Origin of the sequence: Streptomyces naganishii JCM 4654, assembly GCF_014650575.1 — a bacterium.
GTDB classification, from domain to species: Bacteria; Actinomycetota; Actinomycetes; order Streptomycetales; family Streptomycetaceae; genus Streptomyces; species Streptomyces naganishii.
Map to the genome: position 1 here is coordinate 17,676 of NZ_BMVF01000016.1, position 13,187 is coordinate 30,862.

Below are 13,187 nucleotides of genomic sequence, written 5' to 3' on the forward strand. Positions count from 1 at the left end.
GTCCCACGGCGATGGCCGGGGACACCCCGCCGTCCGTCGTCCTCAACGCCCGCAGACGTACGGCAGGAAGCCCACCCAGGCAGCCGGACCGAGGGCGAGGCGCGGCCCGGCGGGGTTCTTGGAGTCGCGGACGAGGACGCGGTGGGGGATGGCGGCCACCTCGACGCAGTCGGGGCCTTCGTCCGTGCTGTAGCTGCTCTTTATCCACACCGGCTCAGGAGCGTTCTCGGGGGTCATGTCTCTCCAAGCACCTTCTCGATGAGGGCCGTTGACTCTCGCGTGCTGAGAGCCTGTGCCCGGATGATCCCATAGCGCATGTCGAGGAGCTGCACCTCTTTCGGATCGGTGATCACGCGACTGATGTGCTGCACCTCCACGTGTCCGGCCGTGGTGCCGTCCCTCAGCCTGAGAAGCCTGAACGAACCGGCGAGCCCCGGATTGTCCTCGCGTCCGAGCGGCAGCACCTGAAGGTCGACGTTGCGGAACTCCGCGATCTCCAGCAGCCGCTGGAGCTGACCGCGCATGACCATCTTGCCCCCGATGGGGCGCCGTAGCGTCGACTCGCACTGGACGAAGCTGAACACAGGATGTGCCGCCGTGCCGTTGATGATCCCCTGACGGGCGACGCGGGCCGTCAGCCGCTGCTCCAACTCGTCGGCGGTGAAGGGTGGGCGCCGGGCGCTGAACACGGCGCGCGCGTACGCCTCGGTCTGCAGCAACCCGTGCACGACGGAGTTGTTGTAGGCCCCCAGCTCGAAAGCCTCCGCTTCCAACTTCTTCAAGTCCCGTACCTTTTTCGGGTACCGGACCTCGGTCACGTCCTCCTTGAGCGCGGCGATCTTGCCGCCCGCGCCCAGCACCTCGTCGGCCGCGTCCAGGTACTCCGGTCGGGGAATCCGCCGCCCCCGCTCCACCGAGGAGACGAGTTCCTCGCCGTACCCGATGGCCGCGCCGAACTCGGCCTGAGTGAGGCCGGCGGCCTCGCGCCACAGCTTGAGCTGCCGTACGACCGTCCGCATCACGGCCCCGGCCTCTTCGTCGTCCCGTCCCGCTTCCCACCCGCTCATGCCTGCCGCCCTCCCGCCACGCGCCCTTCCCCGGCCCAACTCCGGTGGCCCGCGTCCGGTCACTGCGGCCGACCCGGACAGAACCGGGCAGTTGGCGGACAGACGCCGGCTGTACGACCTGTGTCGCTTCACAGCACAGACACGGCTGAGCACACTGTGTGACGAGGCGGTTGGCGGGTACGGGAGGGAGGGCCGCTGCGGCTGTGGGAGCGCGCCGAGCGCGTCCTGGACGTGTACGACGCGGCCGGGCGGCCCGGGCCGGAGAGCTTCACCCCCTGAGCGTCCACGGGAACGGGCCGTGCCTGCGCCACCCGCGGCTGCCCGGCCTGCCGCTGCCATCGCCCTGACGGGCACTGCCCGTGCCGACCCGGACAGCGGCCGGTTGCCCGGGTCTGACTCCTTCACAGCGGATGCGTGCGTGAACACGCTGGGTGACGTGAACGTAGACGTGAACCAGGGGACCGCCGAAGCGCGCGCCCTACTGCACCAGTTCTCCGTGCCGTTGTCGGCCACCCGCCGCGGAGCCCGCCTGGCCCGGCTGCTCGCGGTGGAGCGACTGCGGGCATGGGGACTGCCGTTGGACCCCGCCCGCCTGATCGTCGCCGAACTCGCGGCCAACGCGGCACTCCACGGCCGTGTCCCCGGCCGCGGCTTCCGTCTCACCCTGTGTGTGCCCAGGCCCACCGTCCTCCGCATCGAGGTGACGGACACAAGGGGCGACCGGCTGCCGGTCACCCCGCGGCCGTCCACCGACTCACCCGCGGAGTCCGGCTACGGACTGCTGCTAGTGGAGGAACTGGCGTCCCACTGGGGGATCCGGAACGGCCCCGCACCGGCGAAGACCGTCTGGGCGGAAGTGCGGCTCGTCAGTTCCGGGTGAGGTGAGGGGGTGACATGGAGATGTGGTCGCCGCAGGCGTCGATCTGAGTGGGGTGGCCGTGGGCGTCCGTGATGGGGACGTCCGTGCGGTCGGCCTCGGAGGCGTGCGGTGCGGAGACGAGGGCGTCGGGCTCACGGACGCAGTAGGAGCCGGCGCCCTCCGTACCGCTGGGGGTGTACTGGAGGCCCACCGTCAGCTTCTCCCCCTTGCGCAGGGTGATGGCCTCGGGCTGGCCCTGGCCTACTCCGTCGATGCTGTTGGCCTTGCCGTTGTGGATGAGGAGGCCGGGGTAACCGGCGAAAACGCAGGGTTCCGCACCGCGGTTGGACGCGGTCAGGTGAGCGTCACGCCGGCTGCCGCTCTTGTCGGACTGCAGGACCAGGCTCCACTTGAGGCCGCCGGTACGGCAACCGGCCGCCACGGGGGCGGCGGTGTCGTCCTGCGAGTTCACGTTGCCGCAGGCCGTCACGGCCACGACGACCCCGAGCGCGGCCATGCTGTGGGCGAGGCGTGTCTTCGCTCGCATCGTTCCTCCCGAAATCCGGAGTGCGCGGTCCGGCCAACGGCCCGCCTTGCCCCCGACTGCTCACCTGGCTGGATGAGCATCCGGCCCGATCGGTTGCACCAGGGGCTCATGCGTTCACTCGACCGGCCGGAACTCATTGGAGCGATCGGTAAGGATCCGCCGCCTCCGTGACATGTAAGAGGTGTGGAGACCTTGGAGGCCCGGAGTGGGCGTGAACTTGCCGGGCGGTTCACGGACTTGTACGTGCGTGAGCGGCCGCGTGTGTGCTGCTATGTGCACCGGCGGTGCGGTGACCTGGGGACGGCCGAGGAGCTGACCGCCGAGGTCTTCCGTACCGCCTGGGAGCGGATGACGGCTGGTCAGGAGATACGCGCAGGCTGGCTGTTCGTCACCGCGCGCAATCTGCTGAGCAACCACCACCGCTCGGTGGCCCGGCTCACCGAGCTGCACCGGGCGGTCGCCGACGAGTTGGGGCGGCCTCCGGCCTCACGGCGGGACGACGCCGTGCTCGACGCGCTCGACCGGCTCGCGCCCGCGCACCGCGAGGTACTGCTGCTGAGCTACTGGGACGGGCTCAGCGCCAAGGAGGCCGGCCAGGTCCTCGGATGCGGCGCGTCCGCGGTCTGGGTCCGGCTGCACCGGGCACGCAAAGCGTTCCGCGCCGCCTACGATCTGCCCGAGGAGTCAGTGTGATGCGTGTGAAAGGCCTGATCCAGAGCGTCAATCCGGTGCCGCCGAACGCGGGCCGGGAGCTGTCGGCGCGGGCCGAGGGTGAGCTGGCCGCGCTCGTCGGGCCGCAGGGGGCCGAGACGTCCGGGAGTGTCGTGTCTGCCACCGGTGCTCGGCGGACTGACCGGCGTGGGCTGCTCCTGGCCGTCGTCGCCTGTGGGGCCGTTCTCGCCGTCGGGGGCGCCTTCCTCGGTCTGCACGGCGGGTCTCCGGCCGGCTCCGGCAGTCACCAGGCTGGCGGCACCGGCGCCGGGCCAGGTGGGTCCGCCGTGGCCGACGAGCCCTCCTACGGGAGCACCGCCGAGCTGGAGGACGCCGCGAACCTCATCGTGCGGGCGCGGGTCGGTGACGGGCGGCAGGAGAGCGTCGAGGGGGTCGACACGACCGTCGCCACGGCGAAGGTGCTGGCGACCGCCAAGGGCGCGGCCCCGGGCGACTCGATCGAGGTGGCGTACACGACACCCGGTAGCGGGCCCGAGACCACGTCCTTCACCGCCGGGAAGGAGTACGTCCTCCTGCTCGACAAGGGACCCGGTGGACGCTTCGTCCTCGTCAACACCACCCAGGGGTGGTACGAGGTCCGCGGCGACGCCCCCGTCGCCGGGAAGGACAACCGCGTCGGCCTCAGCGCGGGCGTGCGCGGGTCACTCGGCCTCCGCCCGCGGTAGCGGAACGCAGGAGCTGCGCTGGTGCGCCACGGGTCGCTTCTCCGTGGCGCACCAGCCGACCGGTGCGGCTACTTCGTACGGTTCGCCGTGATCCGGTGGGCCCTGTCGGCCAGTTGACCGACCTTGCCCGCGCCGTCGAAGCCCGCGGGCGACACGGCCTTGACCGTGCCGTCCTGCTTCACGCCGTAGAGCGCCTGGACCGGGTTGACCAGGTCGTACGGGTGCCCGCTGCCGTGGTCGGCGAGCATCAGCACGTACTGGGGACCGCCCTTGGCGAGGAGCGTGGTGTCCGAGTCCCGGTACTTGACGCCCTTGTAGGTGCCGCCGAGCTGGCTGACCTCGATCACGTCACCCGCGGCCACGTGCCCGGACAGCGCCCGGGACACCTTCACCCGGGAGACGGTCACGATGACCGGGTCCGCCTCGGCCGCCTCCTTGGCCTTCTTCGCCTCGGCGGGCGACAGCCCGGCCTGCGGGTTCGTGGCGGGGTCGTTGCCGGCTGGCGCGTCGGGCAGCATCTTCTCCACCCGGCTGCTGAGCACCGTGCCCTCGACGACGACGTCGGACTTCCTGATGACCTCGTCGAGCGAGGAGTACGCGGGGTAGTCCGCGTGGTACGTCACGGTCTCCGCGGCCGGCGCGGAGCCGGCCCCCTTCGCGGAGGTGCCGTCCGCGGAGCAGCCCACGGCGGCGAACGCGGCGAGCATCGCCGTCCCGGTGATCAGTACGTGCCGTCTCGCGGTGGTCATCACTTGTAGATCCTCTTCACCTCGGACTTGTCATAGGGCTGCGGCGTCTGCACCTTCGAGCGGTCCCGGCTGTGCTTCATCAGCGAGACCTTGCTCGTGTTCGGGTTGTCCGCGAGGCTCAGCGCGTGTCCGAGCTCGTGCGTGGTGGTGCTGCGCACCCACTTGTCGTACTTGGGTATGGACTTGGTGTCCCGCCAGAGGGTCGTGGCGTTGACCTTGATCTGGAAGGACCGGCTCGAACGTGAACCGGAGGGCGCGTACAGCCCGTACCAGCTGGCGCTGTAGTTGCCGGCCGTGTAACTCGGCTTGGCGCTCGACTTGCGCTGGATGTTCGCGCCGACGCCGGCGCTGTTCCAGTTCTTGCGGCCGGTGTCGAAGTACTTGACCCACTCGCTGTTGATGCCGACGGTCTTCACGCTGAACGACCGCTTGGGCATGCCCCCGCTGTAGTACGTCGCGTAGGCGGGCGCCGTCGTGGCGAGCGTGCCCGCCAGGGCCAGCGCGCCGCACGAGGCGAGTGTGAGTGAGGTGCGGGTGAGCGCGGTGCGTGTGACTCTTCGCTGCAAAACTGCTCCTCCGTGAATCGAGCATGCGGCATGGCCGGATGCAGCCTCAGGGAAGGATTCGAAGGAATGCGGATGCCGGTGCCGACGCCGGTGTCGGTGCGGACGCCGGTGCCGGTGCGGACGCGGACAGGTCTCGACGCGTCCCGCGCACCGCGGCGCAGTGCGTCGCCATGCATCCAGAAATGTGCTGTTCCCCCTTTTTGGTCCCCCGTTGACCGGCTGCTTCGCTTGCGCGAGCCGTGCCTGTGATCAAGATCCAGCCTCACAGACAGCGCGGGTCCGGGCATCGACCCCAAGAACGAGTAAAGAGCTCCTACTTGAGGGCGATGACAGCCCGGCCCCTCAATCGCTCACACGTTCCAATACGCGGCCCGCGTGCGAGCGGTGCGGGGCTCGTGCGCGGCCCGTGCGGGGCCGACTCCGCGTCGGCAAAGGCACGGCGGTGGCGGGCGTAGCGTAGAGGGCATGACGAAGTACGGATCCTTCCCCGGTACGCGTCCTCGTCGGCTGCGCACCACCCCCGCCATGCGGCGCATGGTCGCCGAGACGCGGCTGAGCCCGGCGGACTTCATCCTGCCCGCGTTCGTGCGGGAGGGCGTGAGCGAGCCGGTGCCGATCGCCGCCATGCCCGGCGTGGTGCAGCACACGCGGGAGAGCCTGAAGAAGGCCGCCGCCGAGGCGGTGGAGGCCGGGGTCTCCGGGATCATGCTCTTCGGGGTGCCTCAGGAGGAGAAGAAGGACGCCCTCGGCACCGCCGGCACCGACCCGGACGGGATCCTCCAGGTCGCGCTGCGCGATGTCCGCGCCGAGGTCGGGGACGAGCTGCTCGTCATGTCCGACCTGTGCCTGGACGAGTTCACCGACCACGGCCACTGCGGGGTCCTCGACGCCGAGGGCCGCGTCGACAACGACGCCACGCTCGAGCGGTACGCCGAGATGGCCCAGGTCCAGGCCGACGCGGGCGCCCATGTCGTGGGCCCCAGCGGGATGATGGACGGGCAGATCGGCGTCATCCGCGACGCGCTCGACCAGATCGGCCGCGAGGACGTGGCGATCCTCGCCTACACCGCCAAGTACTCCTCGGCCTTCTACGGCCCCTTCCGCGAGGCCGTCGGATCCTCGCTCCGGGGCGACCGCAAGACCTACCAGCAGGACCCGGCCAACCTGCGCGAGTCCCTGCGCGAGCTGGCGCTCGACCTCGAGGAGGGCGCCGACATGGTGATGGTCAAGCCGGCCGGCCCCTACCTCGACGTCCTGGCCCGCGTCGCCGACGCGGTCGACGTACCGGTCGCCGCCTACCAGATCTCCGGCGAGTACTCGATGATCGAGGCCGCCGCCGAGAAGGGCTGGATCGACCGGGACCGGGCGATCCTGGAGACCCTCACCGGCATCAAGCGGGCCGGCGCGCGCAACATCCTCACCTACTGGGCCACCGAGGCCGCGCAGAAGCTCCGCTGAGCCGCCGGGGGCGGCGCCTGCTCCCCGCACGGGTGACCCAGCGATCTCGACGACACCGAGGACGGCCCCTCGTCCCGTACGCCCTCGCCGTCGTGGCAGCCCGTCAGGGCGGCCGAGGCGGTGAGCAGGAGCGCGGCGGCGACGAGCAGCCGGACCCGGGCGCGGGTGCGCGCGGTGCGCGCGGATCCGGGTACGGGTGTGCGTGCGGGTGCACGGGTGGGGCGTGCGGGCATGGTCGGTCCCTCTGTGGACGGGCATGAGCTGGTGACGAGAGGTGGTGCGGCGCCTGGTCGGGCCCCAGCCTGGTCCGTACGGCCCTCCCGGCGCCACGGTGAAGCGTGAACGTGGGACACCGGAACGCCGGGATGCCGTCCGACCTGCGGGAACGGTGTGCCCCTTGGATGCGGTACGGGACGCCCGGCCGGGACTGTCAGTAGTCCAGGGCGGTGTCCAGGCTCGGCTGCCAGTACGTCACCGTCAGGCTGTTGTCGACGTGGACGCCCTTCGCGGGGAGGGTAACCCGCGCGATCGAACCGTCGTCGAAGGGGACCGTCAGGGTGTGCACCGTGTGCCCGCCCTCCGCGCTGCCGTCGCCCGCCGAGAGCAGCACGCCCGCGTAACCGGACTTGCCGGGCTCCAGCTCGGTCGGCGCCTGCGGCTTGGTCTGCTCCGCCACGGGCGGCACGGCCTGCGCCTCGCCGAAGCGGGCCATCGGGTACGCGGGCAACTGGCACGTCTTCGAGCCGGTGTTGGTGGCCGTCAGCAGCAGGTGGTTGAGCGGACGGGACACCACGGTGGCGGTGATACGGACGCTCGCGGCACCGCACTTGCCCGGGACGCGGGACGACTGGCCGGCCTGGGTGCCGCCCTTGCCGCCACCGCCGGAGCCGGACGTGCCGGAGGAACCGGAGGAGGCCGCTGAGCCCTTGGCGCCGGACGTTCCCTGCGAGCCCTTCGAGCCTGTTCCCGAGGTGTTCGAGGACTGCCCGGCCGAACCGGCGCCGCCCTGCGCCGGCTGGGAGGCGGAGGTGCCGCCCGTGCCGTTCGCGGTCGCGGAGGACGAGGAGGAGCCCGCCCCCTTGGTGTCGTCGCCCTGGCAGGCGGTCAGGGACAGGGCCGCCAGCGCCACCGCGGTAGTGGCGAACAGGCGGGTGCGGTGCGTGCGGGCGGTGCGTGCGGACATGGCTGAACCCCTGTGTGTGCGAAGTGGCTGATCGCACGCCGCTCGACCGTCGCCGGGAGCGGGGTGCTCGGATGACCAGAAGCTTGGGGGAGCGGTCGTCCCGGCCGCCAGCGGCACCGGACGACCAGGGACACTGGAACGCCGGGAACCAGTGTGACCTGGAGGAACGTCATCTCCCTGGGACGGGGTTCCGGTACGCGGGAGAGGGAGAGACGGTGACGGGGGACGACTTCGCGGGGCTGCTGCGCGAGCTCAAGGAGCGGTCCGGACTGAGTTACGGCGCGCTCGGCAAGCGCCTGCACATGAGCGCGTCCACCGTGCACCGCTACGTCAGCGGCGACGTCGTACCGACCGACTACGCGCCCGTCGAACGGCTGGCCCGGGTGTGCCGGGCGACCCCCGACGAACTCCTCGAACTGCACCGCAGATGGGTCCGCGCGGACGCGCTGCGGGGCGTGAGGAGCGCTCACGCCGCTCAGGCGGCTCAAGAGGTGCGGGAGGACCCGCGGGATGAGCCGCAGGAGGACCCGCGGGCCGGGGAGGCGGAGCCGGACCGGCGGGAACCGGAGCCCGCGGCCCAGGAGGCCCAGGAGCCCGTGCCCGCCCCCGCCGAAACCCTCACGGGCCACAGCGCCCGGAAGCGACGGTGGAACCGCCCCCGCACCCTCCTCGCCGCGACCGGCGCCGGTGCCGTCGCCGCGACCGTGGTCCTGGTCGCGAACCTGGTGCCGGGGCACCCGGACGGCCGTACCCAGGACGCGGCGAACGTCACCTCGACCCACTCGCCCACCCCCACCGGCTCGCGCACCCAGGGTTCGGGCGCCCAGGGACGGAGCGCGTCCCCCTCGCCCTCCGCGTCCGGCCGCGGCGCCACCGCGAGCACCTCACCGTCCGCCTCCGCGCCCGTCCCACGGCGGAACTCCGCCGGCGGCGGCAGCGGCGACGACAAGGACCCGGCCGGCGTCCCGGTCACCGTCGACACCACCCCGTACTACTGGGACTCGCCCTGCGACCAGAGCTTCCTGGTGGACCGCAGTCCCGGCAACGTGCCGCCGCCGCCCGCCCAGCAGGACGCGGTCGGCTGGGCCACCGCGCTCGGCGCGGTCGCCGCGGACCACCAGACGGTGACGCTCACCGTGCAGGGCACCGGGGCGCGGACGGTGGTGCTGCGCGGACTGCACGCGCGGATCGTGCGCAGCGACGCGCCGCCCGCCTGGAACAAGTTCGAGATGGGCGACGGCTGCGGCGGCCAGGTGAACACCAAGGCCTTCGACGTCTCGCTGGACCTCGGCAACCCGCTGGTGCACCCGATCGGCGGTCAGCGGGACTTCCCGTACAAGGTCAGCGAGTCCGACCCGGAGGTCTTCTACGTCAACGCGCACACCAGCGGCCACGACGTCAGCTGGTACCTGGAGCTGGACTGGTCCAGCGGCAGCCGCAGCGGGACCGTGCGCATCGACGACCACGGCAAGCCCTTCCGCACCAGCGGCTCGGGCAAGCCGTACTACGGGTACCCGCTCGGCGGCGACGCGTGGGTCAGGTTCCCCGGCGAGTGAGTCCGGACCGCGGATCAGGTCAGCCGCGGCCGCGGGCGTGGCGCCCGCGGCCGGCGGTCGTCACAGACGCTCGGGGGTCCTGATGCCCAGGAGGGCCATGCCCTGGTGGAGGGTGCGGGCCGTGGTGTCGCAGAGGAAAAGGCGGTTCTCTGTCTGCTGCGGGGTCTCGGCCTTCAGGACCGGGCACTTGTCGTAGAAGGACGTGTAGAGGGACGCCAGCTGGTAGAGGTAGGCCGCCAGCTTGTGCGGGGCGTACTCCCTCGCCGCCTCGGCGACCGTCTCCGCGAAGGCGTCCACGTGCAGGCCGAGGGCCCGCTCCGCCTCCGTGAGGTCCAGCTCCGGGTGGGCGGCCGGGCGGGCAGCGCCGGCCTTGCGGAGGATGGACCGGATACGGGCGTAGGCGTACTGGAGGTAGACGGAGGTGTCGCCGTTGAGCGAGACCATCTGGTCCAGGTCGAACTTGTAGTCCCGGTTCGCCGACGTCGACAGGTCCGCGTACTTCACCGCGCCGATGCCCACCTGGGCGCCCCGCTCGGCGATCTCCTCCTCGGACAGGTCCTGCGCCTTCTCGCGCACCACCGCGGAGGCCCGCTCGATCGCCTCGTCGAGGAGGTCGACCAGGCGGACCGTCTCGCCCTCACGCGTCTTGAACGGCTTGCCGTCCTTGCCGAGCACGGTGCCGAAGGCGAGCTGGTACGCCGTCACGTCCTCGCCCAGCCAGCCGGCCCGCCGCGCGGTCTCGAAGACCATCTTGAAGTGCAGTGACTGCCGGGCGTCCACCACGTAGAGCAGCGTGTTCGCCTTGAGGTTGAAGACGCGGTCGCGGATCGCGGAGAGGTCGGTGGCCGCGTAGCCGTAGCCGCCGTCGGACTTCTGGACGATCAGCGGGACCGGGTTGCCGTCCGGGCCCTTGATGTCGTCGAAGAAGACGCACAGGGCGCCCTCGCTGCGCACCGCGACACCGGACTCCTCCAGGAGCCGGCAGGTCTCGGCCAGCATGTCGTTGTACCCGGACTCGCCGACGATGTCGGGGTCGCGGATCTCCATGTCCAGCTTCTCGAAGACGGAGAAGAAGTAGATCTTCGACTCGTCCACGAACTTCTGCCACATGGCCAGCGTGTGCGGCTCGCCCGCCTGGAGGTCGACCACCCGGCGCCGGGCCCGCGTCTTGAACTCCTCGTCGGAGTCGAACAGCCTGCGCGCGGCCTTGTAGAGGCGGTCGAGGTTCGACATCGCCTCCTCGCCGGAAACCTCGGACGCCTTGTGGTCCAGCTCGTGCGGGTGCTCGTCCAGGTACTGGATGAGCATGCCGAACTGGGTGCCCCAGTCGCCGATGTGGTGCCTGCGCACGACGTTCTCGCCGGTGAACTCCAGCAGTTGGACCACCGAGTCGCCGATCACGGCGGAGCGCAGGTGGCCGACGTGCATCTCCTTGGCCACGTTGGGCTGGGCGTAGTCGATGACCGTGGTGCCCGGGTGCTCCGCGTAGGGCACGCCCAGCCGGCCGTCGGGGTCGGCGGCCCGCGCCGCGAGGTTCTCGGTGATCGCCCGGTCGGTGACCGTGATGTTGAGGAAGCCGGGGCCCGAGACCTCGACGTCCCCGATCACGTCGCCCGTGGTGACGTGGGCGACCACCTGCGCGGCCAGCTCCCTGGGGTTGGCCTTGGCCTTCTTCGCCAGCGCGAGGATCCCGTTGGCCTGGAAGTCCGCCCGGTCGCTGCGTCGCAGCAGCGGGTCCGCGTCGGCGCTCTGCGGCAGGGCGGCCGAGAGGGCGTTCGCGAGGCGCTGGTGGACGGCGGACGTGAGGGACGTGACCGAGGCCATAGGAATGGGTGCCGTTCTCCTCGTGGGGATGGATAGACCCACCCAGTATCCCATGCGGGGTAAAGCGAATTTTCCGGTCCGCGGGTGAACGCCCGGGGCCGTGCGGCCGTCCAACGCGTTGAAAAGGCGTTTTCGTGGATGTGGCCCCGCCTGGGACACTGGAGCGGTCAGTCGTGCGACCGTACCGGCCGCCCAAGGAGAAAGAAGGACGTGCCGATCGTGGCTCAGAGCACCGAGACCACCGACTGGGTCTCCCGTTTCGCGGATGAGGTCATCGAGGAGTCGGAGCGCCGGGCCCCGGGCACAGTGACATCAGTCGCTGACGCTCCGGTGGTCGTCGTCGCGTCCGGTCTCTCCCCCTCCGGCCCCATCCACCTGGGGAACCTGCGCGAGGTCATGACCCCGCACCTCGTCGCCGACGAGATCCGCCGCCGGGGGTACCAGGTGCGGCACCTGATCTCCTGGGACGACTACGACCGTTACCGCAAGGTCCCGGCGGGCGTGGCCGGTGTCGACGAGTCCTGGGCCGAGCACATCGGCAAGCCGCTGACCTCCGTCCCGGCGCCCAAGGGCTCGCCGCACCCGAACTGGGCCGAGCACTTCAAGGCCGCCATGATCGCCTCGCTCGCCGAGCTGGGCGTGGAGTTCGACGGCATCAGCCAGACCGAGCAGTACACCTCGGGCGCCTACCGCGAGCAGATCCTGCACGCGATGAGGCACCGCGGCGACATCGACGCGATCCTCGCCCAGTACCGCACGAAGAAGGCCCCCGCCAAGAAGCAGCAGCAGAAGCAGGTCGACGAGGCCGAGCTGGAGGCCGAGGAGGGTTCGGGCGCCGCGTCCGAGGACGACGGCAGCTCCGGCTCCGCCGGCTACTTCCCGTACAAGCCGTACTGCGGCAACTGCGAGAAGGACCTCACCACCGTCACCGCCTACGACGACGACTCCACCGAGCTGACGTACGCCTGCACCGCGTGCGGCTTCTCGGAGACGGTCAGGCTCGCCGAGTTCAACCGCGGCAAGCTGGTCTGGAAGGTCGACTGGCCGATGCGCTGGGCGTACGAGGGCGTGGTCTTCGAGCCGTCCGGCGTCGACCACTCCTCGCCCGGCTCCAGCTTCCAGGTCGGCGGGCAGATCGTCGGCATCTTCGGCGGCAAGCAGCCCATCGGCCCGATGTACGCCTTCGTCGGCATCTCCGGCATGGCGAAGATGTCGTCCTCCCGCGGCGGGGTCCCCACCCCGGCGGACGCGCTGCAGATCATGGAGCCGCAGCTCCTGCGCTGGCTGTACGCCCGCCGCCGGCCCAACCAGTCCTTCAAGATCGCCTTCGACCAGGAGATCCAGCGCCTCTACGACGAGTGGGACAAGCTGGCCGCCAAGGTGGCCGACGGCTCGGCGCTGCCCGGTGACGTCGCCGCGTACACCCGCGCCATCGGCACCGCCGCCGGCGAGCTGCCCAGGACCGCCCGCCCGCTGCCGTACCGCACGCTCGCCTCGGTCGCCGACATCACCGCCGGCCACCAGGACCAGGCGCTGCGCATCCTGTCCGAACTGGACCCGGCCAACCCGCTCGGCTCCCTGGACGAGGCCCGCCCGCGCTACGACAAGGCCGAGGCGTGGATCAACACCCACGTCCCCGCCGACCAGCGCACCATCGTCCGTGACGAGCCCGACACCGAGCTGCTGAAGTCCCTCGACGAGCCCTCCCAGCAGTCCGTACGGCTGCTGCTCGACGGCCTCGCCGAGCACTGGTCCCTCGACGGGCTCACCCACCTCGTGTACGGCGTGCCCAAGGTCCAGGCCGGCTTCTCCGCCGACGCCACGCCCAAGGAGCTGCCGCCGGAGATCAAGACCGCCCAGCGGTCCTTCTTCGCGCTGCTCTACCACCTGCTGGTCGGGCGCGACACCGGCCCGCGTCTGCCCACGCTGCTGCTCGCGGTGGGTCAGGACCGGGTGCGGACGCTGCTCGGCGAGTAAGCGC

At 71.2% G+C, this 13,187-nt stretch carries 14 protein-coding genes; 6 read left to right on the forward strand and 8 right to left on the reverse strand.

Features of this window, described 5'->3' with window-relative positions:
• Nucleotides 1-42: 42 nt before the first annotated feature.
• Complete coding sequence (locus IE217_RS25655) at nt 43-237, reverse strand: DUF397 domain-containing protein (protein ID WP_190180324.1); 195 nt, start codon at nt 235-237, stop codon at nt 43-45.
• Complete coding sequence (locus IE217_RS25660) at nt 234-1,067, reverse strand: helix-turn-helix domain-containing protein (protein ID WP_190180325.1); 834 nt, start codon at nt 1,065-1,067, stop codon at nt 234-236. The genes IE217_RS25655 and IE217_RS25660 overlap by 4 nt, the downstream gene beginning before the upstream one ends.
• 436 nt (nt 1,068-1,503) lie before the next feature.
• On the opposite strand from IE217_RS25660, the gene IE217_RS25665 reads away from it, so the two are divergent.
• Nucleotides 1,504-1,947, forward strand: a complete 444-nt coding sequence (locus IE217_RS25665; protein WP_229865614.1) for an ATP-binding protein — start codon at nt 1,504-1,506, stop codon at nt 1,945-1,947.
• On the opposite strand, the gene IE217_RS25670 is transcribed toward IE217_RS25665, so the two are convergent.
• Complete coding sequence (locus IE217_RS25670) at nt 1,934-2,473, reverse strand: DUF4232 domain-containing protein (protein ID WP_190180326.1); 540 nt, start codon at nt 2,471-2,473, stop codon at nt 1,934-1,936. The genes IE217_RS25665 and IE217_RS25670 overlap by 14 nt on opposite strands.
• A gap of 243 nt (nt 2,474-2,716) precedes the next feature.
• On the opposite strand from IE217_RS25670, the gene IE217_RS25675 reads away from it, so the two are divergent.
• Together IE217_RS25675 and IE217_RS25680 are read left to right on the forward strand one after the other, a co-directional pair.
• Nucleotides 2,717-3,166: an RNA polymerase sigma factor gene (locus IE217_RS25675; RefSeq protein WP_229865615.1), complete on the forward strand. Its 450-nt coding sequence runs from the start codon at nt 2,717-2,719 to the stop codon at nt 3,164-3,166.
• Nucleotides 3,166-3,870 carry a hypothetical protein gene (locus IE217_RS25680; protein WP_229865616.1) on the forward strand — a complete coding sequence of 235 codons (705 nt, stop codon included), beginning with the start codon at nt 3,166-3,168 and terminating at the stop codon, nt 3,868-3,870. The genes IE217_RS25675 and IE217_RS25680 overlap by 1 nt, the downstream gene beginning before the upstream one ends.
• Before the next feature lie 68 nt (nt 3,871-3,938).
• On the opposite strand, the gene IE217_RS25685 is transcribed toward IE217_RS25680, so the two are convergent.
• Both IE217_RS25685 and IE217_RS25690 read right to left on the reverse strand, forming a co-directional pair.
• Entirely contained in the window at nt 3,939-4,619 is a 681-nt protein-coding gene (locus tag IE217_RS25685; RefSeq protein ID WP_190180329.1) for a hypothetical protein, read from the reverse strand.
• Entirely contained in the window at nt 4,619-5,185 is a 567-nt protein-coding gene (locus IE217_RS25690) for a zinc metalloprotease (RefSeq protein ID WP_229865617.1), read from the reverse strand. The genes IE217_RS25685 and IE217_RS25690 overlap by 1 nt, the downstream gene beginning before the upstream one ends.
• A 465-nt stretch (nt 5,186-5,650) precedes the next feature.
• On the opposite strand from IE217_RS25690, the gene hemB reads away from it, so the two are divergent.
• The gene (gene hemB / locus IE217_RS25695; RefSeq protein WP_190180330.1) at nt 5,651-6,643 is read left to right on the forward strand and encodes a porphobilinogen synthase; all 993 of its coding nucleotides are present in this window, start codon (nt 5,651-5,653) and stop codon (nt 6,641-6,643) included.
• Here the strand turns inward: hemB and IE217_RS25700 are convergent.
• Nucleotides 6,607-6,876: a hypothetical protein gene (locus tag IE217_RS25700; protein ID WP_190180331.1), complete on the reverse strand. Its 270-nt coding sequence runs from the start codon at nt 6,874-6,876 to the stop codon at nt 6,607-6,609. The two genes, hemB and IE217_RS25700, sit on opposite strands and share 37 nt — an antisense overlap.
• 197 nt (nt 6,877-7,073) lie before the next feature.
• The gene (locus IE217_RS25705) at nt 7,074-7,826 is read right to left on the reverse strand and encodes a DUF4232 domain-containing protein (protein WP_190180332.1); all 753 of its coding nucleotides are present in this window, start codon (nt 7,824-7,826) and stop codon (nt 7,074-7,076) included.
• Nucleotides 7,827-8,041: 215 nt separating this feature from the next.
• Here IE217_RS25705 and IE217_RS25710 point away from each other — a divergent pair, with 215 nt between their 5' ends.
• Nucleotides 8,042-9,382, forward strand: a complete 1,341-nt coding sequence (locus tag IE217_RS25710) for a transcriptional regulator (protein WP_190180333.1) — start codon at nt 8,042-8,044, stop codon at nt 9,380-9,382.
• A 60-nt stretch (nt 9,383-9,442) separates the two neighbouring features.
• Here the strand turns inward: IE217_RS25710 and argS are convergent, their stop codons facing one another.
• On the reverse strand, nt 9,443-11,206 hold the full coding sequence (gene argS, locus IE217_RS25715) for an arginine--tRNA ligase (protein WP_190180334.1): 1,764 nt from the start codon (nt 11,204-11,206) through the stop codon (nt 9,443-9,445).
• Nucleotides 11,207-11,416: 210 nt separating this feature from the next.
• Here argS and lysS point away from each other — a divergent pair, with 210 nt between their 5' ends.
• Nucleotides 11,417-13,183, forward strand: a complete 1,767-nt coding sequence (gene lysS / locus IE217_RS25720) for a lysine--tRNA ligase (RefSeq protein WP_190180335.1) — start codon at nt 11,417-11,419, stop codon at nt 13,181-13,183.
• Nucleotides 13,184-13,187 lie beyond the last annotated feature (4 nt).

Coding starts and splice junctions, on each gene's coding strand:
- IE217_RS25655 (WP_190180324.1), bottom strand. CDS start 237: ATGACCCCCGAGAACGCTCCTGAGCCGGTGTGGATAAAGAGCAGCTAC.
- IE217_RS25660 (WP_190180325.1), bottom strand. CDS start 1,067: ATGAGCGGGTGGGAAGCGGGACGGGACGACGAAGAGGCCGGGGCCGTG.
- IE217_RS25670 (WP_190180326.1), bottom strand. CDS start 2,473: ATGCGAGCGAAGACACGCCTCGCCCACAGCATGGCCGCGCTCGGGGTC.
- IE217_RS25680 (WP_229865616.1), top strand. CDS start 3,166: ATGCGTGTGAAAGGCCTGATCCAGAGCGTCAATCCGGTGCCGCCGAAC.
- IE217_RS25685 (WP_190180329.1), bottom strand. CDS start 4,619: ATGACCACCGCGAGACGGCACGTACTGATCACCGGGACGGCGATGCTC.
- hemB (WP_190180330.1), top strand. CDS start 5,651: ATGACGAAGTACGGATCCTTCCCCGGTACGCGTCCTCGTCGGCTGCGC.
- IE217_RS25700 (WP_190180331.1), bottom strand. CDS start 6,876: ATGCCCGCACGCCCCACCCGTGCACCCGCACGCACACCCGTACCCGGA.
- IE217_RS25705 (WP_190180332.1), bottom strand. CDS start 7,826: ATGTCCGCACGCACCGCCCGCACGCACCGCACCCGCCTGTTCGCCACT.
- argS (WP_190180334.1), bottom strand. CDS start 11,206: ATGGCCTCGGTCACGTCCCTCACGTCCGCCGTCCACCAGCGCCTCGCG.